Source organism: Desulfotruncus arcticus DSM 17038, assembly GCF_900113335.1.
Lineage (GTDB): Bacteria > Bacillota > Desulfotomaculia > Desulfotomaculales > Desulfallaceae > Desulfotruncus > Desulfotruncus arcticus.
The window spans coordinates 55151-77026 of sequence record NZ_FOOX01000007.1; the positions used below are offsets into that span (position 1 = coordinate 55151).

A 21876-nucleotide genomic window follows, 5' to 3' on the forward strand; every position below is an offset into this window, starting at 1 on the left:
GTTTTATTCTGAATTCTGACTACTGACTACTGACTCCTCAGTAAAAACGGTTACCGGGGTGAATAAAAGTGCGAAAGCCTATTATAGCGGGAAACTGGAAAATGTATAAGACCGTCGGTGAGGCGGTCAATTTTGTTGTTTCTTTTAAAAAACAGGTAGCTGGTTTATCCGGGGTGGAAATCGTACTGTGCCCGCCTTTCACCGCTCTGGCGACGGTGGCCGGGCAGCTGGCCGGGACAGGAATAGAACTGGGGGCCCAGAACATGCACCGGGAGGCCGAGGGCGCCTATACCGGGGAGATCTCTCCCGTTATGCTCAAGGAAGCCGGGTGCAAGTATGTTATACTTGGCCATTCCGAGCGCCGGCAGTTTTTTGGTGAAACAGACGAAACGGTAAATAAGAAAGTGTTTGCCGCCCTGGAGCATGGCCTGGTACCCATTGTTTGTGTGGGTGAGCGGCTGGAGGAACGGGAAGCCGGCAGGACCGAGGAAGTGGTGCGCCGGCAGGTTGAGGGTTCGCTGGCCGGCCTTAGCGCAGCCAGGGCGGCGGGCCTGGTGGTGGCTTACGAGCCGGTTTGGGCCATTGGCACGGGCCGCACGGCCTCAAGTGAAGATGCCCAGCAGGTTAACGGATTCATCCGGGAAACTCTGGGCCGGTTGCTGGGAGCCGATTTTGCCGCAGCCACCCGCATCCAGTACGGGGGGAGTGTTAAGCCGGGCAACGCCGCCGGTCTAATGGCCCAGCCCGATATCGACGGCGCGCTGGTTGGCGGGGCCAGCCTGGACGCCGAAAGCTTTGCGGGAATTATAAAGAAGACTGGTTCAGTTGGGGTTCTGACCCCAACTGAACCTTAGTCGCACTTATTTCGAGCTTACAGCCTGTTAATCCCCAACCTAAGAGGGCGGGGTTTTACAGGCTGTGCGAAGATCAAGAATTTGGGAGGAAGTTAATTTGGCATCAGTTAAAAAGCCCCTGGTGCTGATAATTTTGGACGGATGGGGCTTGAGCGAAAAAAAAGAGGGCAACGCCATAGCACAGGCCCGCAAGCCCAACATGGACGGGCTGTTGGCCGGGTATCCCCATACTGCACTGGCCAGTTCGGGGGAGGATGTGGGCTTGCCCCACGGGCAGATGGGTAATTCCGAAGTGGGGCACCTGAATATGGGCGCCGGGAGGGTGGTGTACCAGGAGCTAACCAGGATCAGCCGCGCCATACGTGACCGTAATTTTTACGATAACCCGGTGCTGCTGGATGCTGTTGAAAAAGCCCGGGAGCGTAAATCGGCGCTGCATCTGATGGGGTTACTGTCGGACGGCGGGGTGCACAGCCACATCCAACACCTTTACGCCTTGCTGGAACTGGCCAGGGACCAGGGGGTGGACCGTGTTTTTGTACATGCTTTTTTAGACGGGCGGGATGTGCCCCCGGCCAACGCCAAAGAGTACATAATTCCTTTAACCGAAAAGATGGAGAAAATGGAGTGCGGCCGGGTGGCCACGGTTATGGGCCGTTATTACGCCATGGACCGGGACCGGAGATGGGAAAGGGTTAAAGAGGCGTATGACGCTATGGTGCTTGGTGAGGGCTTTAAAGCCAAATCGGCGCTGGAAGCGGTGGAGCAGGCCTATGCCCGCCAGGAGACCGACGAGTTTGTCAAACCGACGGTTATTGCAGATGATCAAGGAGAGCCGGTGGGCCGGGTTGCCGACGGTGATGTGGTTATTTTCTTTAACTTCCGTCCCGACCGGGCCAGGGAAATCACCCGGGCCTTGGTTGATGAAAAATTTGACGGTTTTGAACGGCCGCAAAGGCACCCCAAGGTGCATTACGTATGCATGACCCAGTATGATAAAACCATTGAGGCTCCGGTGGCCTTCCGGCCCCAGGTGCTGGTTAATACACTGGGGGAAGTGCTCAGTTATCATAATTTAAGACAGCTGCGCCTGGCCGAAACCGAAAAATATGCCCACGTTACGTTTTTCTTTAATGGCGGGGTGGAGCAGCCCAACAAGGGCGAGGATCGCGTGCTGATCCCCTCACCCAAGGTGGCAACCTATGATTTGAAGCCTGATATGAGTGCCGGAGAGGTTACCGATGCTCTGATCAATAAGCTGGGCGATAAGGTCTATGACGTTGTCATTATGAATTACGCCAATCCGGACATGGTGGGGCATACCGGAGTGATGCAGGCTGCAGTTAAGGCGGTTGAGTATGTGGACCGGTGCGTCGGCCGGGCGGTAAAGGCAGTAAAAGAAGCCGGGGGAATAACTATTTTAACCGCCGACCACGGTAATGCCGAAGAGATGCAGGATGAAGCCGGGCATCCTCATACCGCACATACCACGGACCCGGTGCCGTTTATTTTAGTGGATGACGATTGCGTGGGGGCCGGGCTGCGGGCCGGCTCACTGCAGGACGTTGCCCCCACTATGCTGGATTTATTGGGGCTGGAAAAACCGCCTGAAATGACGGGCAATAGTTTGCTGGAGAAAAAATAAGAGGAGGTATCTAGTACATGTCAACAACTATAGTTGAAGTAACAGCCAGGGAAATACTTGACTCCCGGGGGAATCCCACAGTTGAAGTGGACGTACTGTTGGAAGATGGTACCCTGGGGCGGGCCGCGGTGCCGTCCGGGGCGTCAACCGGGGCTTATGAAGCGGTGGAATTGAGGGATGATGACGCCGCCAGGTATAAGGGCAAAGGCGTAACCAAGGCCGTGGATAATGTAAACAAAATAATTGCTGAGGAAATCATCGGCTTTGACGCTATTGATCAGGTTGGTATTGATCTGACCATGATTGACCTTGACGGTACTCCCAACAAGGGTAAGCTGGGCGCCAACGCGATTTTGGGCGTGTCTATGGCTGCCGCCCGCGCTGCCGCAAGGGCTCTTGAATTGCCTTTGTACCGCTATCTGGGCGGTACCGGAAGCAGGCTGCTGCCGGTGCCGATGATGAACATTTTAAATGGCGGAAAACATGCCGACAACAATGTGGATATCCAGGAATTTATGGTTATGCCGGTGGGGGCCGGGGACTTTGCCGGGGCGCTGCGCATGGGCGCGGAAGTTTTTCACACCTTAAAAGGAGTATTAAAGAAAAAGGGTATGAGCACCTCTGTTGGTGATGAAGGCGGGTTTGCTCCCAATTTGGGTTCCAATGAAGAGGCACTGGCTGTAATCGTTGAGGCTATTGAAAAAGCGGGCTACCGGCCGGGTGAAGACGTGGCGCTGGCCATTGACGCGGCTGCCACGGAATTCTATAAAGATGGCAAGTATCAATTGGAAGGTGAGGGGCTGTCCTACTCCTCCCGGGAGATGATTGAATTTTACGCCCGCCTGGCGGATAAATATCCTATTATTTCTATAGAGGACGGTTTGTCCGAGGATGATTGGGATGGCTGGAAGCTTTTGACTGATAAGATTGGCGGCAGGGTGCAGATTGTTGGCGACGATCTTTTTGTGACCAACACCGAGAGACTGTCCCGGGGCATTGAATCCGGGGTGGCCAACTCCATATTGATTAAACTGAATCAGATTGGGACCGTGACCGAGACCCTGGAGGCAATTGAAATGGCCCGGCAGGCCGGTTATACCGCAGTGGTTTCCCACCGTTCAGGTGAAACGGAAGACGCCTTTATTGCCGACCTGGTGGTTGCGGTAAATGCCGGGCAAATCAAGACCGGGGCTCCCTCCCGCACCGACCGGGTGGCCAAGTATAACCAGCTGTTGCGGATTGAGGAGGAGTTGGCCGGAACTGCGCTATTTAAAGGGCGCAGAGTGTTTTATAACCTGGGTTGTTGATTCATCGTCGTTCGATAAAGACATGCTTGCTTTCTCCTTTCGGGTGTATTAAAATGTCATTAATTGATAAGGAGGAATAAGTGGTGGTTGTACAAGTGATACTTACCGTTTTGCACGTTATTCTGTGTATTGGACTAATTGCTATTATCCTGCTGCAATCAGGAAAAAGCGCAGGTTTGTCGGGAGCCATTGCCGGCGGCGCTGAAACGTTCTTTGGCAAGAAAAAAGGTTTGGATGAGTTTTTGGGTAAGATAACCGTGTATGTGGCGGTTGCTTTTGCCGTTACATCGGTGGTGCTGGTGATAATAACAGGTTAATAAAAATTCCGGGCCAGCCCGGATTTTTTATTCGCCAAAATATAATAGATGCATAAATATTTACGCTTAAAGCATAGTATTATTTATGCAATTGTCAATTTTTACTCCCTATGCTATAATTTTTATGGACATGATGGGTTAAAGGAGGTGAGTTTTGCGACCCTGATAGCGTAGACGGAGTATTGAGTTGCTTGTGAAAAAATATTTATTATGGGGAAGAGGAGGGTAAATTTAAGTGGAAAATATGACCTTGGCTTATTATGCCGCTGGGGCAGGCGCTATAGCCTTGATTTTTGCTCTTTTTACCATGTCTCAGGTGCTTAAAGAAAGCATGGGTACCCCCAAAATGAAACAGCTTTCCGAGGCTGTTCAAGAGGGTGCTATGGCGTACATGAACCGTCAGTACAAAACACTTATTCCTTTCGCTATTGTAGTTTTCATTTTACTATGGGCTGCCCAATATTTTGTTCATGTTCCTGAGGGCGGACACTTGCCCGTTGGTCCCGCATCCGCCATTTCGTTCCTGGTTGGTGCTGTCTGCTCCGCTATCGCCGGTTACATCGGCATGAACAGTACTACCAAGTCCAATGCCCGTACTGCTGAAGCTGCACGCAGCTCCGGACTGGGCAAAGCTTTGCAGGTTTCCTTCCGCGCCGGCGCCGTTATGGGTCTGTCCGTGGCCGGTCTGGGCCTGCTGGGTGTTTCCTTGCTTTATATCATTTTCCAGAGCCCGCTGATTATCAACAGCTTTGCTTTCGGTGCTTCCATGATCGCGTTCTTCGCCAGGGTTGGCGGCGGTATCTACACCAAGGCTGCTGACGTAGGCGCCGACCTCGTGGGTAAAGTTGAAGCCGGTATTCCGGAAGACGACCCGCGTAACCCCGCTACCATCGCTGACAACGTTGGTGACAACGTTGGTGACACCGCCGGTATGGGCGCTGACTTGTTTGAATCCTACGGTGCTACCACCATCGCCGGTATGCTTATTGGTAACACTTTATTTGGTTTCCCGGGCGTTATCTTCCCGCTGTTAATAGGCGCCGTTGGTATTATCGCTGCTATTATCGGAACCTTTACCGTGCGCACCGGTGAGGGCGGCAACCCGCAGGCTGCTTTGAACGTAGGTCTGTGGACCACCAACGTGCTTACCGCTGTTGGCACCTGGTTTGTTGCCAAAGCAATTTTCCCGGCCGGACAAAATGTAATCATTAACGGTCAGGATACAGGCGTTGCTTTTGGTAATGTCTCTACAGGTATCTTTATGGCTGTTTTAGCCGGTCTTATCGTTAACGTTGCTGTGGGGTGGCTCACCGAGTATTATACAGCCAACAATAAGCCTCCTGTATTGAAAATTGCCGAAGCTTCCAAATCCGGCCCTGCTACCAACGTAATTCACGGTCTGGCGGTAGGTATGGAATCTACCTTTATTCCTATGCTGGTGTTTGCCGGCGCTATTTATTTCTCCTTCTGGGCTGTATTAACCACTTCTCCTGAAGGTCAGGCCGCTCTGTGGTCCATCTATGGTATTGCCATGGCTGCCATGGGTATGCTCTCCACCGCCGGTATGGTTGTGGCTATGGACTCCTTTGGTCCTGTTGCTGACAACGCCGGTGGTATTGCTGAAATGGCTGAGCTGCCGCCCGAAGTACGTGAGAAAACTGATAAACTGGATGCCGTGGGTAACACCACTGCCGCTATTGCTAAAGGTTTCGCCATTGGTTCCGCTGCTCTTACCGCGCTGGCTCTGTTCAGTGCTTTCGTTGATGGTGTTAAGCACAATCCCAACATGATTGAAGGCCTTCAAGCCACCGGCGGTAACTTTATCGTTAACCTGACCGACCCCATGGTTCTGGTTGGTGTATTTATCGGCGGTGCCGTGCCGTTCCTGATTGGCGCGCGTACCATGCGTGCCGTGGGTGAAGCTGCCTTCGGCATGGTTGAAGAAGTTCGCCGCCAGTTCCGTGAGATCCCCGGCATTATGGAAGGTACCGGTAAGCCTGACTACGCTCGTTGCGTGGACATCGCCACCAGGTCCGCTATCAGCAAGATGATCTTCCCCGGCATTGTAGCCGTTGTTGTTCCTCCCATCGTAGGTTTTGGCCTTGGTGCCATGGCTCTGGCCGGCTTCCTGGGCGGCCTGACCACCACCGGTGTGCTGCTGGCCCTGTTCCTCGCCAACGCCGGCGGTGCCTGGGACAATGCTAAGAAATACATTGAGGGTGGCGCTTTGGGCGGTAAGAAGAGCGAACCGCATAAGGCTGCCGTTATCGGTGACACCGTGGGTGACCCCTGTAAAGACACCTCCGGTCCTGCCATGAACCCGCTGATCAAGGTTGCTGGTACCATTTCCCTGATCCTTGGGCCACTGCTTACAAGACTCTAAAAACACACAAGCAATAAACAACGTAAAAAAAGCCGGGTGGAGCAACTCCACCCGGCTTTTTTACACATGCTTAAATTAACTGGATTTCCATGCTGAGTAGTTTCAAATGGAATATCATTGTCTGCCTAAGTTGGGAAAAAACATGGTTAGCAGCGCGGCGATAAGCAGAAGAGCCAGGGTTATTGTACGCCATATCTGCACGTTTTTACCTTTCTTTTTCATCTTGGCCATAGGGATCATGCTGGCTGCGAAAATAAAGGCCATAACGGCTACAATAAGCTGAATATGCTCCAAAAAATCCCCTCCCGTTGCTTTTTATCTGTTCTGTCTATCTTCGCACAGCATGTAAGACCCCGCCCTCTTAGGTCGGGGATTAACAGGCTGTAAGCTCGAAATAAGTGCGATTAGGGTTCAGATGGGGGCAAAACCCCACCTGAGCCAAGTCTTCTTTATTATAAACGGAACGTTGTGTTGAATCCAGTTAGTTTTAAACCTAAGATGCATATTATTGCCGCACCGGGGCATGATTTTATAATATTAAAGATCTTGGGGGGATAAACAAAATGGATTACAGCGATCCCGATCAGCGTTATAAAAAAGGTATGAATTACAATGAAAAAATAAATTTTTCATATGAATTGGAACGTGAAATTGTTCAAAATAAGGAAGAATTAGCTGAAATTAAGCACGGTTCAAGTGACTCGGACCGTGTCAAAGACCTGGAGGAAAGGATTATTAAAAGGGAGAAACTGCTCCAGCAGGTGCAAAATGATATTCATGGTATAGATTTATAAAGGCTCTGATAGGCTATGAAGGGTTAATAAATAATGGTTAATATAATTTATATAGATTTTAAACAGACCGGCAAATGTTGCCGGTTTTTTTAACTCTTAAAAGTATAATGGCCATTAGCGGCCAGGGGACATACCTCATCAGGTATCCTGGTAACTTGATGATTCAGCTAATTGGTAGGTAACGCTTGCCATATTGGGTTATAATATGTAAAAATAGATTTTGGGGGTGAATTTTCTGCTAAGTGCTATAAAAAGTGGTAATCATATGTGTTTTGGGTGTAGTGAAAGGAACCCCATTGGCCTGAAACTAAAATTTACCATGGACGGGGACAAATGCCGCACTGAATTTGTGGCTGGGGAAGAGCATCAGGGCTGGAACGGTTATATGCACGGGGGGCTGATTGCAGCATTAATGGATGAAACCATGGCCTGGTGGCTTTGGTTTAAAGATATATCAATAATGACGGCAGAAATGACCACAAGATATAGTTTGGGTGTCCCGGTGAATATAAAACTAACGGTAGAGTCATGGTGTGAAGAAGAAAAAAGGGACAGGCTATTTTTCATGGCGGCCAGAATAATTCTCCCCGATGGAAAGGTGCCTGTCACCGCAAAGGCTAAGTTCTTGCGCATAGATCCTGAAAAACTATAAACTTTGGAGGTTTCCAGATGACCAGGGATGAGGCATATCTACTTCTGAAACAGCATATGAAAACTAAAAATTTAATTAAACATTCATTGGCCGTTGAGGCTTGCATGCGGCGGCTGGCCCGTCATTTCGGAGAAGATGAGGAAAAATGGGGGCTGGCCGGGCTGCTGCACGATATTGATTATGATCGGACCAAGGACGCCCCGGACCGCCACAGCATTGAGGGGGCGGAATTGCTTGCAGAAATCGGGCTGCCGGAAGATGTGGTTTATGCTGTTAAAGTACACAATGAGGCGCATGGTTTCCCACGGATATCTTTGATGGACAGGTCTTTGTATTGTATCGACCCCCTAACGGGCTTAATTGTGGCTGCGGCGCTTATCAAGCCTGAGAAAAAATTAGCGGCTATAGATGTTGAATTTTTGTTTAAAAAGTTTGGGGAAAAATCATTTGCCAGAGGGGCAAACAGGGAGATAATAGCTGCCTGCTCGGAAATTGGTCTTGGCCTGGAAGAATTCCTTGGGCTCGGATTGGATGCCATGCAAGGGATTGCCGTGGAAATGGGCCTCTAAACCATTGACAAAAGCACAGCTAATGTTATAATTACATAGCAAGCAGATTAAGCTAGCAAAAAGCCCTCGCCTTAAACAGGTGGCAGGGCTTTGATTGTCATTTATCTAATTCGGGAGTTGTTTTGATAATGCCGGCCAGGACTATTGCCAACCGCAAGGCCCGCCATGAATATCATATAGAAGAAACTTACGAGGCGGGTATTGCCTTGAAGGGCACGGAGATAAAATCCATCCGGGCCGGCAAGGCCAACCTGCAGGACAGCTTTGCGCGAGTTGAAAACGGTGAATTGGTGCTATATAATATGCATATCAGCCCGTATGAACAAGGTAACCGGTTCAATCACGAGCCCAAGCGTCCACGTAAGCTGCTGATGCACAAGCGCGAGATTATGCGGTTATTTGGACAGACCAGGGAAAAAGGTCTTTCGCTGATTCCTTTGAAGGCTTACTTTAAGGAAAACGGCAAGGTAAAAATTGAGCTTGCCCTGGCCCGGGGCAAAAAGAAATACGATAAACGTGAAGATATCGCTGCCCGTGACGCCAAGCGGGAAATGGACCGGGCCTTGAAGAATAAGAATATGTAAATGTATATTAAGTAAAAATATAATTATGGGGGCGAAATGGTTTCGACGGGGGAAGTTAGTGGCAGGATAAGCGAGCCGGGGTCCCATCAGCCCGTTAAACGATGGACAGTTAATTATAACTGCCAACGATAATAATTACGCTCTAGCTGCTTAATTACAGCTAGCATCCCGCCCGGGCTTGCCTGTGGCCCGGAACCGGGGTGTCAAATTAGCAGGCTTGCTCTTTAGCCAATTCTCGGAGGCTAACGGAGGACACTCATCGAGATAGCGACAGCGGAGCCTGGTTGTGGGCGCCAACGGAGCGAAATCTAAAACACAGCCTACGCTCGTAGAAGGTCTTGTGGCTCTTCTTTCGGACGGTGGGTTCAACTCCCCCCGCCTCCACCAGTTGTTACCACAGACACCTTGAAGAATACATCAATGGTGTCTGGTTTAATTATAATGCGGTCTACTAGTTTCTCGATGGCCTGTTTAACGTTGTTTGGGTTGTCTAAATCCTCCAGGCAGCGGCGATAATAATTCAGGTGGTCAGTAATTGTTTCTAACGAAATTAAATCTTTTTGCTGCTTAACAAGCCATTCCTGGTATCTATACTCCAGGGTGGCTTTTTGTGTTTCCAGGTTTTTTAGTTGATCAGTTAAAACCTTCAGAGAGGCACCGCCAATTGTAATTGCCTCCACAACATTGGCAATCTGCTTGTCCACCCGGGCTATATCCTGTAGCAGATAGTCTCCTTCACCGGATGATTCCAGCTTTTCACTTTGATAAACAGCATATAAATCCTGGGCCAGTTTGGGTATGGCTTGATTATTGAGTACATCGGATTTTAATTTATTCAGCACATATTCTTCGGCTTTATCCTTGTTAATCTTTTCGTTCCGGCACTCTTTGGTACGTTTGGCGTAATTGCACTCATAATAATATAGCTTACGGCGCTCCTGCGATACTCTGGTTTTGTAGCTGGACGAGGTACCGATCATGCGCTTGCCGCACCCACCGCACCAGATAACCCCGGAAAGCAGGTACACTACGTTGGCCCTGTATCTGCCTGCAGCATATTGCCTTTTGTTATGAACCATCTTTTTTTGCACCTTCCAGAATAGTTCATCAGGTACAATGGCTGGAATTGCCCCCGGTATTTCGATTACATCTTCCATTCCTTTGGACTAGTGGTTATTGCGCCTGCCTGTAGCGTTTTTGCTTGTTGAACGGTTAAAGACATAAATGCCGGCATATTTTTTATTCTTCAGGATTTCATGCAGGCTGTTTTTGCCAAAGGGCTTGCCGGCCTTAGTTTTATAATTTGTTTCGTTCAGGGTCGTAATAATGTTGCCGTAACCGTGGCCGGCTGCATACATATTGAAAATGATCCGGACCGCCCGGGCCTCTGTTTCATTGATAATGTATTTCTTATCCGGGCCAACGTTATAGCCAAGCGGCGGGGTGCCGCCGCAGTGCTTGGCCTGCAGGGCAGTTTCGCGCATACCCTTCATTACCTCTCTGGCCAAGTTTTTGGAATAGTACTCAGCGATCCCTTCGATCAGAGATTCAAGCAGCACAGCCTCTGGACTGTCATCGAGGCGCTCTGTCACCGATTCCAGCCTTACCCCGGCTTGTCGCAGCTCCCGCCGGTAAAAAGCGCTGTCGTAACGGTTGCGGGCAAAGCGGTCCAGTTTATGCACCAGCACTAAATCAGCTTTAACTTTAAAGTTTTTTATTTCATCGATCATGCGAAGAAACCCTGGCCGGTTATCGGTCAGGGCGGAGCGGGCCTCATCGGTATAAGTTTGGATAATTGTATAGCCCCGTTTGTCGGCATAATCAGTGCATGCCCTAATCTGGGCTGTGAGTGATTCTTCTCGCTGGTTGTCAGATGAAAAACGAGCATAGATGACGGCCTTCATAGTGCCTCCTACTTAATTAAAGTAAAATATTAACAAATATTAAGATATTAGGTCTATGCTTTGCCTAACATCTTTTGCAGCATGCCCCATTGCACTTCCATCATATTCCTCACTTGCTCCGGTTTAATACCGTAGCTGATAGCATCTTCAATAACCTGGTTCCACTCCTGGTTATGCCCTTCCTTGAGGTAAATAAATTCCCGGTAGGCATTAACCGGCGGCGGGTCTTTCAATACCTTAATCACAACTCCCTGGATTTGGTCCTCTGCCTTTAGCTCAATATCATCATAATTGGGGTTAGCCGCCCGCAAAATAGTCCGGTCATTTTCCTTAATGAAATATTTAAGCGTGGTTTCGTTATGATTGACCAGCGCTGTAACAATCTGGCCGGACTGTGCATTTCTTTCTGGTCCGAGGCCTCCGCTCGTGTACTTCGCTCCACTGCGCCTCCAGTCACTACGCTTGGCCATCGGCATCTCTGGGGTCTAACTTCCAGGTCAGCCGCAAGCCCCGCTTTGTTCCCTTCGGCTTCGTTTCACTACGTACACCAGATCCGGCTTATCGGGGTCATCCTTTAGGGGGCGTGGCCGCACCCTGCCGGGAATTCCTTTGTAGCAACTTCTGGGGTCGTAAATTCCCGGCAGCGTGCTCACCGGACTTTGAGGGTCCATGATATAAACTCCCCACTGTGTTAGTTATTATTTGAGTTTTATCATGTATATCAATACCGGTATGCATTAAACCAGTAGACCGCTGCTGCGGTCTGGCATGTGGGGCGCGGTTGCGCCCTCAATGGAACTGAGACAATTATGTCAGCGAACTGGTCATGTCACACCACAGCTGATGCAGAAGCGTTGATCGCCAGGCATTTAATTAAACTTATCCTCCCTATCAGCAGACGGGCATAATGTACGGTTCTGACTTACAATTTATTGCTAATTAACATGGTATAAGTTAGAATACAGAAAATAATACTGATATAAAAGTAATTGTCTTTAAGGATTGAATATAAACCTAACGTAAGTTTTTAGGCATTGATAAACTTTTCTTTTTAGGAAATATTATAAGGTGGTTTGTTATGCTAACCGACGAATTGCTGGAATTAATTGAAGAGTTAAAGCTGGGTAGAGTAGAAACCCAAAAAATAGAGTGTAAAGAAGCACGCAGAAATATCCCGCGTAGCCTTTCGGAAACATTATCAGCATTTAGTAATACCCACGGCGGTGGAATTATTTTATTGGGAGTGGGGGATGCACCTACCTTTCCTATTTTAGGGGTTGAAAATATTGAGAGTTTACAAACTGCTGTAGCAAATATGTGCGCCCAGGAACTCGACCCTCCAGTACGTCCCCAATTTTCTCTGCACAATATATCAGGGAGATCCTTACTGATAATAGAGGTACCTGAAGCAGGTACCTCGGAAAAACCTATTCATATCAGAGCTCGCGGTATATATCATGGTTCTTTTATACGTCAAGCTGATGGTGACCACCAACTTACTGAATATGAAGTGTTAAAATTGCTGGAAAACAGAGGGCAGCCAAGACATGACATGGAAGTGGTTGATGTAGATTATGATGCGGTTTTAGACAGTAAAGTTTTAGAATCTTTTGTTAATAGGGTAAGAGAACGCTCGCATGGCCCTATTGCTGATGCAGATAATTTTACCATCTTACGATCTACTCATGTTTTAGCTGAAAGAGAAGGTAAATTGGTACCTACTGTATCCGGACTATTAATGTTTGGTAAAGTGCCCCAATTTTTTTTCCCAAACTTACGTGTCGTGTTCCTGGTTTATCCTAATAGTGATCCTAACCAGCCTGGTCCCAACGGAGAACGTTATTTGGTTAATGAACCGGTGGAAGGTAATATTCCGGCTATGTTACACAGAATAATTATATTATTAGGAAGACACTTGCAGAAGAGAACTGTGATTACTGGTTCTATCGAACGCGAAGAATCCTGGGAATACCCCCGGGAAGCATTACGGGAAGCATTGGCAAATGCACTTTTGCACAGGGATTATTCACCACAAGCCAGGGGAAGTCAGATTCAGGTTGCCTTATATCCTGACCGGTTAACTATTTCAAATCCGGGTGGTCTTTTTGGAACAGTTACCCTGGATAATATTGACCAACCTGATGTTCAACAGGCAAGGAATTCGGCTTTAATGCGTATTGCAGAGGATTTAGGAATCGTTGAAAACCGTGGCGGAGGTGTCGGTGCAATAATTTCAGCTATGCGTAAGTATAATTTATCCCTACCATTATTTAAGAACACTTTGAGCCGGTTTGGCTTAACATTTAAGAATCATAATTTGCTTGGGCATGATACCCTTATGTGGCTTGAAACTACTAATATAGGTCATTTAAATAGTAACCAAAGGCTAGCCCTGGTATATGCAAGAAATGAGGGGCGTATAACAAACAGGGAGTATCAACGGCTATGCGGTGTTGATACAATAATTGCCACACGCGAGCTAGGGGAAATGGTTCACGCTGGAGCGCTGAGTATGACGGGAACGCGCCGGTGGGCTTTTTATGAGCTTTCTCCAAAGTTATCAGGGCTCGAGGAAGATATGAAGTTTAAGAATCTTCCTGCTGATTCGAAGTTGATTTGGAAATATATAAAAGATAACCAACCGGTAGCACGGAAAGACATTATAAAAGGTCTCAAAAATACATTCTCTCCTAACCAAATTGATTACAGGCTAGAAAAAATGGTAGAGGCGAAGCTTATAGTTCCGACAAACACTCGGGAAAAGGCTAGTAACAGAAAATATATAATAATATAATAAATTATTTGAGCTTAATGAACTTCGGAAAGACTTCGGAATTTATTTTCCGAAGTTTATATAAAATACTTCCTTTCAAAATAGGCCCTTGAAGGTGGGGCGGAGTTGCCGCCCCGAGGCAAGGGCCGCGACTGCGGCCCTACGCGCGCTACCGCGCGCCCTTCCGCCAGGCTGCGAAAGCTTATTGAACATACTGACGACTACCACAAAACAATAGGGAACTGGTTGTTTAAGGGCGTGGATCGCTATAAAATATTGATAAATGAGGATTTGGGTTGTCTGTGGTTACAGTTGGGTACGGCCCGCCTCCGCCAAAATATGGAAAATATAAAAGTATCTGTATAACACTTGAAAGAAAAAAACAGTTTAAAGTGTGCTTACGTTAATACTGCCCTTGGTGGCAGTTATTTATTTTGTGGGTGGATTTCCTTCGTTATTACTATAGATTGCCATTTTTACGTAAGGGGCATGGAAATTGCCTGTCAGTTATTTTCCCCCAGGGGAACAACCTCACCATCTCCATCGGATTTCTCCAGAAGGTGGCTATGCCCCACACCACATCTTCCCCTCTTATTGGCCTCGCCCTCTTTCGTCTAATGACCTACTGCCTGCACTGTGTCCGGATCTCATGTAATCCTGTTTGATACAGTTTGCCTTGAAAAATGTTGGTTAGTATATGTAACAGTTATCTTAGGGGTTATATTCCTGGTAATAACTACAGCACTGAAAGATATTGGAGGAATAAATGTCTAGTGTGTGGAACAAGTAAAATAATTTAATACCGTATCAATTTCTGTCATAAAAATACGTTCAAAGGCTGCGTGTATTAATTAGTAATTTTAAAATGTTTAAAGAATGCCCAATAAGTATATGACAAACGGATTCTAAATAAAGAGATGATGCTTTATGACTAAGGATGAATTATTAAATCTTATATATGAAGTTCAATCCTTCCAAAGCGAACAAGATAACATAGAAGTTAAATCAGCTGCTAAAGGTGCGCCTAAAATCTATGACAGTCTCTCTTCCTTGAGTAACCGGCCAGGAGGCGGTGTCATAATCTTTGGATTAGATGAGGAAAAGGGTTTTGAGCCAGTAGGGGTTTATAACCTTAATGATTTGAGGAAAAAAGTTGGGGAAGCGGCAGTACAAATGGAGCCTCCTATACGGCTTACTTTCTCCTCCGTAAAATATAAAGACGCTATAATTTTAGCGACTGAGGTGCCGCAATGCCCGGTGGAATTTAAGCCCTGCTATTATAAACCCGCGGGATTGCATGGTGGTTCTTACATAAGAGTTTCTGACGGCGACCGCAAAATGACTGATTATGAAATATATATGTATAAAAGCGGTAGGAGCCAGGCGACGGACGATGTGCAGCCATTTGCAGAGCCAAGCTGGAGGATTTGGACGATAGGGCAATAGAGAGGTATATTAATAAGCTCCAGGAAAAAAGGCCGGGTTCTCGGCTGCTATCCCTACCCCGGGAACAATTACTAAAAACTTTAAATATACTAACCGAATATGAAGGGAAGCTTGTACCGACATTGGCCGGCATGCTGATGTTCGGCACTTTCCCGCAGCAGTTTTTCCCTTCCTTGTTTGTGGCTTTTTTGTTGTATGCAGGAACTAGCCAGGACGAAAAAGGTCCCCGGGGAGAAAGGTTTTTGGATAATCGCAGGTTAGATGGCACCATTCCCGAAATTATTGCCGAAGCCGAAAAGGCGATTGTTTATAACATGCGGCGTAGTACGGTGGTCAGCGGTTTGTGGCGTAATGATATCGATGAGTATCCACGCATAGCCCTAAGAGAGGCTTTAATTAATGCCCTGGGACACAGAGATTATAGCCATTATGCCTTGGGGACGCACATTCAAATTCGTATGTTTACGGACCGGTTGGAGATTGAAAATCAAGGCGGTCTTTATGGCCATTTGTCTGAAGACACTATTGGTATTGAAGCGCCAACAACAAGAAATGCGGCGCTAATGCGTATGATGGAAGATATGGATTTGGTGGAAAACCGTGGATCAGGCATTAGGGCAATGATAGAGTCGGTGCGAGCAGCTCACTTGGCACCGCCTAAATTTACGAACAATCATACTTCCTTTAAAGTAACGTTTTATAATCATACTTTATTGGATAAAGAAACGGTTGAGTGGCTAAACAAATTTAGTTTGATTGATCTAAATGATAACCAACGCTTTGCCCTAGCCTATTTAAAAAGGAACCCTTTTACACCTAAATTAACCAATCGGGATTACCAACGTATTAATAGTGTGGAAAGTGTTCAGGCAACAAGAGAGCTGGGGGACATGGTTAAGCGGGCCGGAGTGCTACTGCAGCACGGAACTCGTGGAGGAGCATATTATACCCTCAGTGACTGGGTTTTGGATAAAAACCAACAATTGCCGACACTTGAACCAACTTTATCGGATAAAGAGGCGGAAATATTGGATTATGTAAAAGCTCATGGTTTTATTACCAATTCTCTATGCCGGGAATTGCTAAAAATTGACGTTAATGCGGCTAACTACCTTTTAACAAGTATGAATAGAAAATATTTATTAAAACGAACTGGAAAAGGTAGATGGACAAAATATACTTTGTGATTAGTATTCTTACAGCTAAGCTATTTTATCCAAATTATTGACGGTCCAAACTGCAAAAGCTTTATTGATGAACTAAAATGTCCATTTTTTAAAGAAAAAAGGTTGACGGAATGATTTTGCCATTCTGTCTATTACTCGGACATAGACGGGCTAACTTGCCGTAAGGGACTATAGTCTTCGGAATGCAAGACCAAACACGCTCATCGATTATAACATCGTTGAATGCACTAGAAGGAAAGTGAGAACCGATAGACAATTTGTATTGTACATCTTGCCTGTCTAATCTTAGGCAGTTTGTCGTGTCAATGTGCAGATATCGTGGAGTGGTAAAAGTATAGTATAAGGTTGACCATATTCTGAATCTATTCTGAATCTATTCTGAATTTGAATGCAAGTATTCCGAAAATAAAATCCTAACGTCCAGATCACGGTTTTTTTATTATCGATTTATATTAAAATATCAGATTGGACGAAGACATCCCACGCATGGTACTGCTTTACTGGCCATTAGGCAGGAAAATTATTTAACACTAACATAGCATTGAACTCTAGTCTTTTTGAAACCATAATGACATAATTGCTAGCACAGATGGTGAATACTTACAATAAATCGGGTTAAAGATGTAATAGATTCTTATCTAGAAGATAATGCAACTAAAAATCCAACCAATATTGCAAGTCTATATAATAAATTAATAACCAGTTTAAAGAATCTGAATATACCATCAGCAATGACACAAATATTACTTAGTGTAATAGCTCTATTTGACCGCCTATATTCAAGCCTTGCGTCTGGCAAAAATACGGATCGAGCAAAATATCTCCCGGGTTTTCAAGAACCCGCCCTGATAATACCGCCGGAATATTGATTTTGGAAGATGGGTTGAGCAGCCGCAGTTCCCCGTTGGGCAGTTTGACGTCGTACTGCCGGTAAGCCTCTATCAGCGCGCCGGATTCGCCCTCCAACGCCGCGATATCCTCAATGGGCTTGTCTGTCGAAAATGTCAGGTCTTCCTGCCTGTATTCTTTGGCAAACCCGACGACCAGTTTTTCGAGGTTATTCGCCACGCCTGTAGCCGCGATGAAATAAAAGCTTCCTAAAAGAATCAGAATAACGATACCGATATACCGCCCTTTGTTCTCCTTTATAATACGCCATACGCGTTTTCGCAGCGCCATTACCATTCCGTGGTCAGGAACACCGTTGTGCCGCCTCCGGCAAGCTCTTTGACCGTCTTCCATACCTCGATGCGTCCTTCGGGGTCAAGCCCGGTGGTCGGCTCGTCGAGAAAGATAAGCTGCGGTTTTCCTACCAGGCTCATGGCAATGTCGAGTCTGCGGCGCATACCGCCCGAATAGGTGGAAACCCTGCGGTCGGCGGCGTCGGTCAGACCGAAGCGTTTAAGCAGATCGTCAGCAACCTGACGCGGATTTGTGAGGTGCCGCAGCTTGGCGATCATGATGAGATTTTCCCGCCCGGTCAATATCTCGTCCACGGCGGCGAACTGCCCGGTCAGGCTGATGGATTGCCGCACCTTGTCAGGCTGCGAAGCTACGTCAAAACCGTTCACTGTCGCGTTTCCCACGTCGGATTTCAGAAGTGTCGAAAGGATGTTGATGGTCGTGGTTTTACCCGCACCGTTGGAGCCGAGTAGGGCGAAAATCCCACCTTGCTTCACTTCAAAATCGACGCCCTTTAGGACTTCTGTGTCCTTGGAAGACTTTCGCAGACCTTTCACTTCAATTCAATTGCTTTTTCCATCCCGATATCCCTCTTTTACTTTGTTTTATCCGTAACCTTTTTCATGGCCTTGTTAACTTTTTGGTCAACAGATTCTTGATAGATGTCAGCGTAAGTTTTTGAATCTTTGATTAGATCGTCGCAGAAAGACGCTACGTCACTGCCCGTCACTTTGAGCACGCCTTTCCCCAAGGCCGCGCCCTCTTCAAAAAGATCGATAATCCCCGAGAGTAAACCCGTTCCGTCGGTTAGCTCAACAGGGCCGACCTTAAAGAGATATTTTTGAATCTCTTTATAAACAATCTGATAATCTTGCGGGAGTGCTTTGACACGCGCCACGTGCGCTCGCCACTCTTTTTTGCCTTCGATGATATCTTGTATTCTCATTTTATCCTCCTATTTACCTAATTTTTTAGCGATATTATTGTTGAGTTGCTCGCGCCACTTGTCGCGAAAAGACTTTGCCCCTTCTTCGCCGGCCAGCGCTGAACAGAAGCCTTTAATATCGTCACCCAAAACCTCTTGGACACTCTGACCGTCCGCCGCCGTTTCTTCGAGCAGGCCAAGCACACCGTCAAGAATTGGCATGAGGTTGCGACCGGTGAAATCTGAGTGCGGCCAAAGATTGGCATTAATTTTTTCCCATGCCGCTTGATAATCAGCCGGCAGCTTTTTGGCTCGCGATTCAAAAGTTTTCAATTCTTTAGTCATGTCGCTGCCTGTGATTTTTTTCCAAAAATTCATTATTTTTTCTCCTTTAACTCGTTAATTTTTGATGATACGAACTCCCATTTTTCCCAGAACTTTCGTAGTTCCTTGCGCCCCGCGTCGTTGAGCGCGAAAAACTTGCGCGGCGGTCCCATATCGGATGGTTTTTTTTCTATGTCCACGAGTTTATTCTTCTCAAGCCGCACCAAAATAGTGTACACCGTTCCATCCACAACATCTGTGAAGCCGAGGGCGTTCAGCCGTCGCGTGATTTCGTAGCCGTAGGTTTCTTTGCGGCTTATAATTTCAAGGACGCAGCCCTCAAGCACGCCTTTGAGCATTTCCGTTAGGTTTTCCAGCATAATCCCCCCTTTGCTATTTTGTATGACTGGTATGTCGTGACACTCACTACTGCTATATAGTAACACGTAATAGATGGTTTGTCAATAGCGGTTCATTCAGGGCTTTAAGCTGGCGTGGATGCTGTCAAACCAATTAAACAGCTACAGAGGGTTTCCCTGTCCTTGAAAGAACATTTTTCAAACCCCTTTCGGAAAAGCTCCAGATAGATTTTCGTGAAAACAGCGTGCTCCACATTGACAGAGGAAGCCGGATCGAGCGACCACTCCTCGCCGTCAAGCTCTTCTTTCGGACGGTGGGTTCAACTCCCCGCGCCTTCATTATAATTTGGTAAACATAGGTAAAGAAGTTATGATGTGGACAATTGGGGTGGCCGCAAACTCTTAGAGATTAAGGGTTTGCGGCTTTGTGTTTATGTCAAGTACGACCGAGTAGCACCGAATTAGCTGGATTAAGCATTAACAAACTTGTTTCCGGAAGTTACAATTTCGAGCACAGCGGAACTTAATAATTTCTCAGTTTGGTAAATTTTTATTTCCAGTTTGACGTAGTGAACCATTGACGATGAGGGCAAGCATGGTAGGCCTTCTAGGGGCGTTGTCATAAAGAATTTACCCCTTCGCCCCTGACATTGAACCATGCTTGCAGAGGCTCGCCGTCAATGGCAAATTGGAAATAAAACTGGAAGAAAAACGGAAGCTAAGCTCCACACTTTTATATTGCCAAACACATCAACTGGTGTGAAAATTGCATTCCGGGTTATAATTGGGGTAGGGAATTACTTAGGGTGATTAATAATGCCAAAATCGTTTCTGCTTCCCTACCGCTACCTACTTGAGGTCTCACTAATTTAATCTGTATATTTGTTTTTTGACAAGTTAAGCAATTGGATATCTGAAATCACTGAAGATTCAAATCTTTAAGACAAGTATGCACAGCTAAAGGGAAAACCTGATTGATAACAAATAAAGGATATAGTCTCGCCATAAAACTTCCAATAAGTTCATAGAGTTGACCCAATTAGTCATAGCAAGGGTAATCGGTGCTACAGGAGGAATAGACCAATGAGACAGGATCTTGAAATTACTTTTAAAGCCATGATAAATTCTATCGGTGATGGGATTTATATGACTGACTCTGAAGGTTACTGCATAGCTTACAACGAAGCTTTTCTACGCATCACAGGGATTACCAACGAGATAATGGGCCAGCATGTCAGTACGCTGTTGGTGGCTAACTTAATTTCAGATTCGGTGACCATTGAAACAATTCGTTCTAGGCAGCGTGTGTCAAAAGTGATCATTTATCCCAGCGGGTGTGAGGCCCTAGTGACCGGTAATCCAGTGTTTGATGAACATGGCAACCTGGTAAACGTGGTGTGTGTGGTGCGAGACTTGAGCGAGCTTAATGCCCTGAAGGATGAGTTGAAACTTACTAAGAAACTTAACAAACAATATCAGGAGATCTTGAAAAATTTTAGCCCTATTTTAAACGTGACACAAGAAAAAATAATTGTGCGCGACCCTAAGATGCAGAGCATCCTTGATATGATTCCCCGGATTGCTGCTTCAGATGCTACCGTTCTGGTTTATGGTGAGTCTGGGGTGGGTAAAGGGTTAATTGCATCCCTGATTCACGAACATAGCGGCAGGGCTGAAAAGGGTCAATTTATCAAAGTTGATTGCGCAGCTATTCCGTCATCTTTGTTGGAGTCAGAGTTATTCGGTTACGATCGGGGCGCTTTCACCGGAGCCAGGCGGGAAGGCAAGCCGGGGTTATTGGAGATGGCCAATAATGGTACTGTTTTCCTGGACGAGATCGGAGAGCTGCCTCTGTTTATGCAGGTAAAACTGCTTAATGTTCTGCAAGATAGAAAAATCCAGCACGTTGGTGGCACACACCCGGTGCCGGTGGATATTAGAATTGTTTCAGCCACCAACCGTGATTTGGAAAGAATGGTTGACGAGGGGATATTTCGGCAGGATCTTTTTTATAGGCTAAACGTTGTTCCGGTAGTGATTCCGCCTTTACGAGACAGGAAAGAGGATATTTTAGTTTTGGCACTATCCTTTTGGGACAAGTTTTGTCAAAAGTATCAACGCACTCTAAGTTTGTCCCCGAAAGCGATGGACTGTTTATGTGATTTTTCCTGGCCGGGAAATGTGCGCGAGCTGGAGAATACCATAGAACGGCTAGTGGTGCTTGGTTCTACCGGTTTGATCAAAAAGGAGGATTTACCGGAAAAAATCCGTCAAACATTCCCAATAGCGCTTGTGAATAACCCGTTCCGGCCTGTCGATTCGGGGATGCTTCCTCTTAAAGCAGCTATAGCCGTCACGGAGCGACAGTTGATTGAGAGGGCTCTACTGCATAACGACAGACTGGGTCCTGCTGCGGAGTCTTTGGGCATCGACATCTCAACTCTTTTGCGAAAATGTAAAAAACTCGGCATTAAACGTGCCAAAACATAGGCAAAAATGCCATGAATGCGCAGGAATGCCTAGGCAAAGTTGCCAACACCTTTACGACTGGCAATTTCAAATGGCCTATATGCTTTATATAATAGGTATTACGATATATTTTCAGATAATTCACTAATGGGGCACAATTCTTGCTTATTTAAAGATTTAGAAAGCGGGAAGGGGGTGCCAC

Annotated in this window: 21 protein-coding genes, 1 other RNA gene and 3 pseudogenes; 15 read left to right on the plus strand and 10 right to left on the minus strand. The window is 46.7% G+C overall.

Annotation, left to right across the window (positions count from 1 at the left end):
• Window positions 1-68 precede the first annotated feature (68 nt).
• The 5 genes from tpiA to BM056_RS10660 all read left to right on the plus strand — a co-directional run bounded on the left by tpiA (window position 69) and on the right by BM056_RS10660 (window position 6506).
• Window positions 69-854, plus strand: coding sequence for a triose-phosphate isomerase (tpiA, locus tag BM056_RS10640; RefSeq protein ID WP_092471395.1), 786 nt, complete (start codon window positions 69-71; stop codon window positions 852-854).
• Between the two features lie 97 nt (window positions 855-951).
• Window positions 952-2499, plus strand: a complete 1548-nt coding sequence (gene gpmI / locus BM056_RS10645) for a 2,3-bisphosphoglycerate-independent phosphoglycerate mutase (protein WP_092471396.1) — start codon at window positions 952-954, stop codon at window positions 2497-2499.
• 17 nt (window positions 2500-2516) lie between these two features.
• A complete protein-coding gene (gene eno / locus BM056_RS10650) occupies window positions 2517-3806 on the plus strand; it encodes a phosphopyruvate hydratase (RefSeq protein ID WP_092471397.1) in 1290 nt (429 codons plus the stop codon).
• A gap of 80 nt (window positions 3807-3886) precedes the next feature.
• On the plus strand, window positions 3887-4123 hold the full coding sequence (secG, locus tag BM056_RS10655) for a preprotein translocase subunit SecG (protein WP_092471398.1): 237 nt from the start codon (window positions 3887-3889) through the stop codon (window positions 4121-4123).
• A 244-nt stretch (window positions 4124-4367) separates the two neighbouring features.
• Entirely contained in the window at window positions 4368-6506 is a 2139-nt protein-coding gene (locus tag BM056_RS10660; protein WP_435050961.1) for a sodium-translocating pyrophosphatase, read from the plus strand.
• A 114-nt stretch (window positions 6507-6620) separates the two neighbouring features.
• On the opposite strand, the gene BM056_RS10665 is transcribed toward BM056_RS10660, so the two are convergent.
• Complete coding sequence (locus tag BM056_RS10665) at window positions 6621-6800, minus strand: hypothetical protein (protein ID WP_092471400.1); 180 nt, start codon at window positions 6798-6800, stop codon at window positions 6621-6623.
• Between the two features lie 269 nt (window positions 6801-7069).
• On the opposite strand from BM056_RS10665, the gene BM056_RS10670 reads away from it, so the two are divergent.
• From BM056_RS10670 to ssrA, 5 genes are all read left to right on the plus strand, one after another.
• On the plus strand, window positions 7070-7300 hold the full coding sequence (locus BM056_RS10670; RefSeq protein ID WP_092471401.1) for a hypothetical protein: 231 nt from the start codon (window positions 7070-7072) through the stop codon (window positions 7298-7300).
• A 265-nt stretch (window positions 7301-7565) separates the two neighbouring features.
• A complete protein-coding gene (locus tag BM056_RS10675; protein WP_165613472.1) occupies window positions 7566-7952 on the plus strand; it encodes a PaaI family thioesterase in 387 nt (128 codons plus the stop codon).
• Window positions 7953-7969: 17 nt separating this feature from the next.
• Entirely contained in the window at window positions 7970-8521 is a 552-nt protein-coding gene (locus tag BM056_RS10680) for an HDIG domain-containing metalloprotein (protein WP_092471402.1), read from the plus strand.
• Window positions 8522-8649: 128 nt separating this feature from the next.
• The gene (smpB, locus tag BM056_RS10685; protein WP_092471403.1) at window positions 8650-9105 is read left to right on the plus strand and encodes an SsrA-binding protein SmpB; all 456 of its coding nucleotides are present in this window, start codon (window positions 8650-8652) and stop codon (window positions 9103-9105) included.
• 27 nt (window positions 9106-9132) lie between these two features.
• Window positions 9133-9492, plus strand: a transfer-messenger RNA (tmRNA) gene (ssrA, locus tag BM056_RS10690).
• Here ssrA and BM056_RS26855 read toward each other — a convergent pair.
• Genes BM056_RS26855 through BM056_RS26200 form a run of 4 tightly spaced genes read right to left on the minus strand, consistent with a single transcriptional unit; the run spans window position 9471 to window position 11680 of the window.
• A complete protein-coding gene (locus BM056_RS26855; RefSeq protein WP_238456414.1) occupies window positions 9471-10262 on the minus strand; it encodes a recombinase zinc ribbon domain-containing protein in 792 nt (263 codons plus the stop codon). The genes ssrA and BM056_RS26855 overlap by 22 nt on opposite strands.
• Before the next feature lie 9 nt (window positions 10263-10271).
• On the minus strand, window positions 10272-11009 hold the full coding sequence (locus BM056_RS26860; protein ID WP_238456415.1) for a recombinase family protein: 738 nt from the start codon (window positions 11007-11009) through the stop codon (window positions 10272-10274).
• A gap of 53 nt (window positions 11010-11062) precedes the next feature.
• Window positions 11063-11479 (minus strand): LexA family protein, encoded by a 417-nt coding sequence (locus BM056_RS10700; RefSeq protein ID WP_165613473.1) that lies wholly within the window; start codon window positions 11477-11479, stop codon window positions 11063-11065.
• Window positions 11480-11506: 27 nt separating this feature from the next.
• The gene (locus BM056_RS26200) at window positions 11507-11680 is read right to left on the minus strand and encodes a hypothetical protein (protein WP_165613474.1); all 174 of its coding nucleotides are present in this window, start codon (window positions 11678-11680) and stop codon (window positions 11507-11509) included.
• A 407-nt stretch (window positions 11681-12087) separates the two neighbouring features.
• Between BM056_RS26200 and BM056_RS10705 the strand changes: the two genes are divergently transcribed.
• The 4 genes and pseudogenes from BM056_RS10705 to BM056_RS10720 all read left to right on the plus strand — a co-directional run bounded on the left by BM056_RS10705 (window position 12088) and on the right by BM056_RS10720 (window position 16415).
• Entirely contained in the window at window positions 12088-13803 is a 1716-nt protein-coding gene (locus BM056_RS10705; protein WP_092471405.1) for an ATP-binding protein, read from the plus strand.
• Between the two features lie 906 nt (window positions 13804-14709).
• A complete protein-coding gene (locus tag BM056_RS10715) occupies window positions 14710-15228 on the plus strand; it encodes an AlbA family DNA-binding domain-containing protein (RefSeq protein WP_092471407.1) in 519 nt (172 codons plus the stop codon).
• Window positions 15210-15326 (plus strand): annotated as a pseudogene (locus tag BM056_RS27865) (hypothetical protein); the annotation flags it as partial. The gene BM056_RS10715 and the pseudogene BM056_RS27865, both read left to right, overlap by 19 nt.
• Window positions 15327-15359: 33 nt before the next feature.
• Entirely contained in the window at window positions 15360-16415 is a 1056-nt protein-coding gene (locus BM056_RS10720; RefSeq protein ID WP_238456428.1) for an ATP-binding protein, read from the plus strand.
• A gap of 747 nt (window positions 16416-17162) precedes the next feature.
• Here BM056_RS10720 and BM056_RS10725 read toward each other — a convergent pair.
• The 5 genes and pseudogenes from BM056_RS10725 to BM056_RS10745 all read right to left on the minus strand — a co-directional run bounded on the left by BM056_RS10725 (window position 17163) and on the right by BM056_RS10745 (window position 19226).
• Window positions 17163-17594 carry a hypothetical protein gene (locus tag BM056_RS10725; protein WP_165613475.1) on the minus strand — a complete coding sequence of 144 codons (432 nt, stop codon included), beginning with the start codon at window positions 17592-17594 and terminating at the stop codon, window positions 17163-17165.
• A 2-nt stretch (window positions 17595-17596) separates the two neighbouring features.
• A pseudogene (locus BM056_RS10730) lies at window positions 17597-18160 on the minus strand (ABC transporter ATP-binding protein); the annotation flags it as partial.
• A pseudogene (locus BM056_RS10735) lies at window positions 18161-18543 on the minus strand (DUF1048 domain-containing protein). It abuts the pseudogene before it with no gap.
• Window positions 18544-18552: 9 nt separating this feature from the next.
• Window positions 18553-18900 (minus strand): DUF1048 domain-containing protein, encoded by a 348-nt coding sequence (locus tag BM056_RS10740; RefSeq protein ID WP_092471412.1) that lies wholly within the window; start codon window positions 18898-18900, stop codon window positions 18553-18555.
• Window positions 18900-19226, minus strand: coding sequence for a PadR family transcriptional regulator (locus BM056_RS10745; RefSeq protein WP_092471413.1), 327 nt, complete (start codon window positions 19224-19226; stop codon window positions 18900-18902). The genes BM056_RS10740 and BM056_RS10745 overlap by 1 nt, the downstream gene beginning before the upstream one ends.
• A gap of 1062 nt (window positions 19227-20288) precedes the next feature.
• Here BM056_RS10745 and BM056_RS10750 point away from each other — a divergent pair.
• Complete coding sequence (locus tag BM056_RS10750; RefSeq protein ID WP_092471414.1) at window positions 20289-21695, plus strand: sigma-54 interaction domain-containing protein; 1407 nt, start codon at window positions 20289-20291, stop codon at window positions 21693-21695.
• Window positions 21696-21876: the final 181 nt, after the last annotated feature.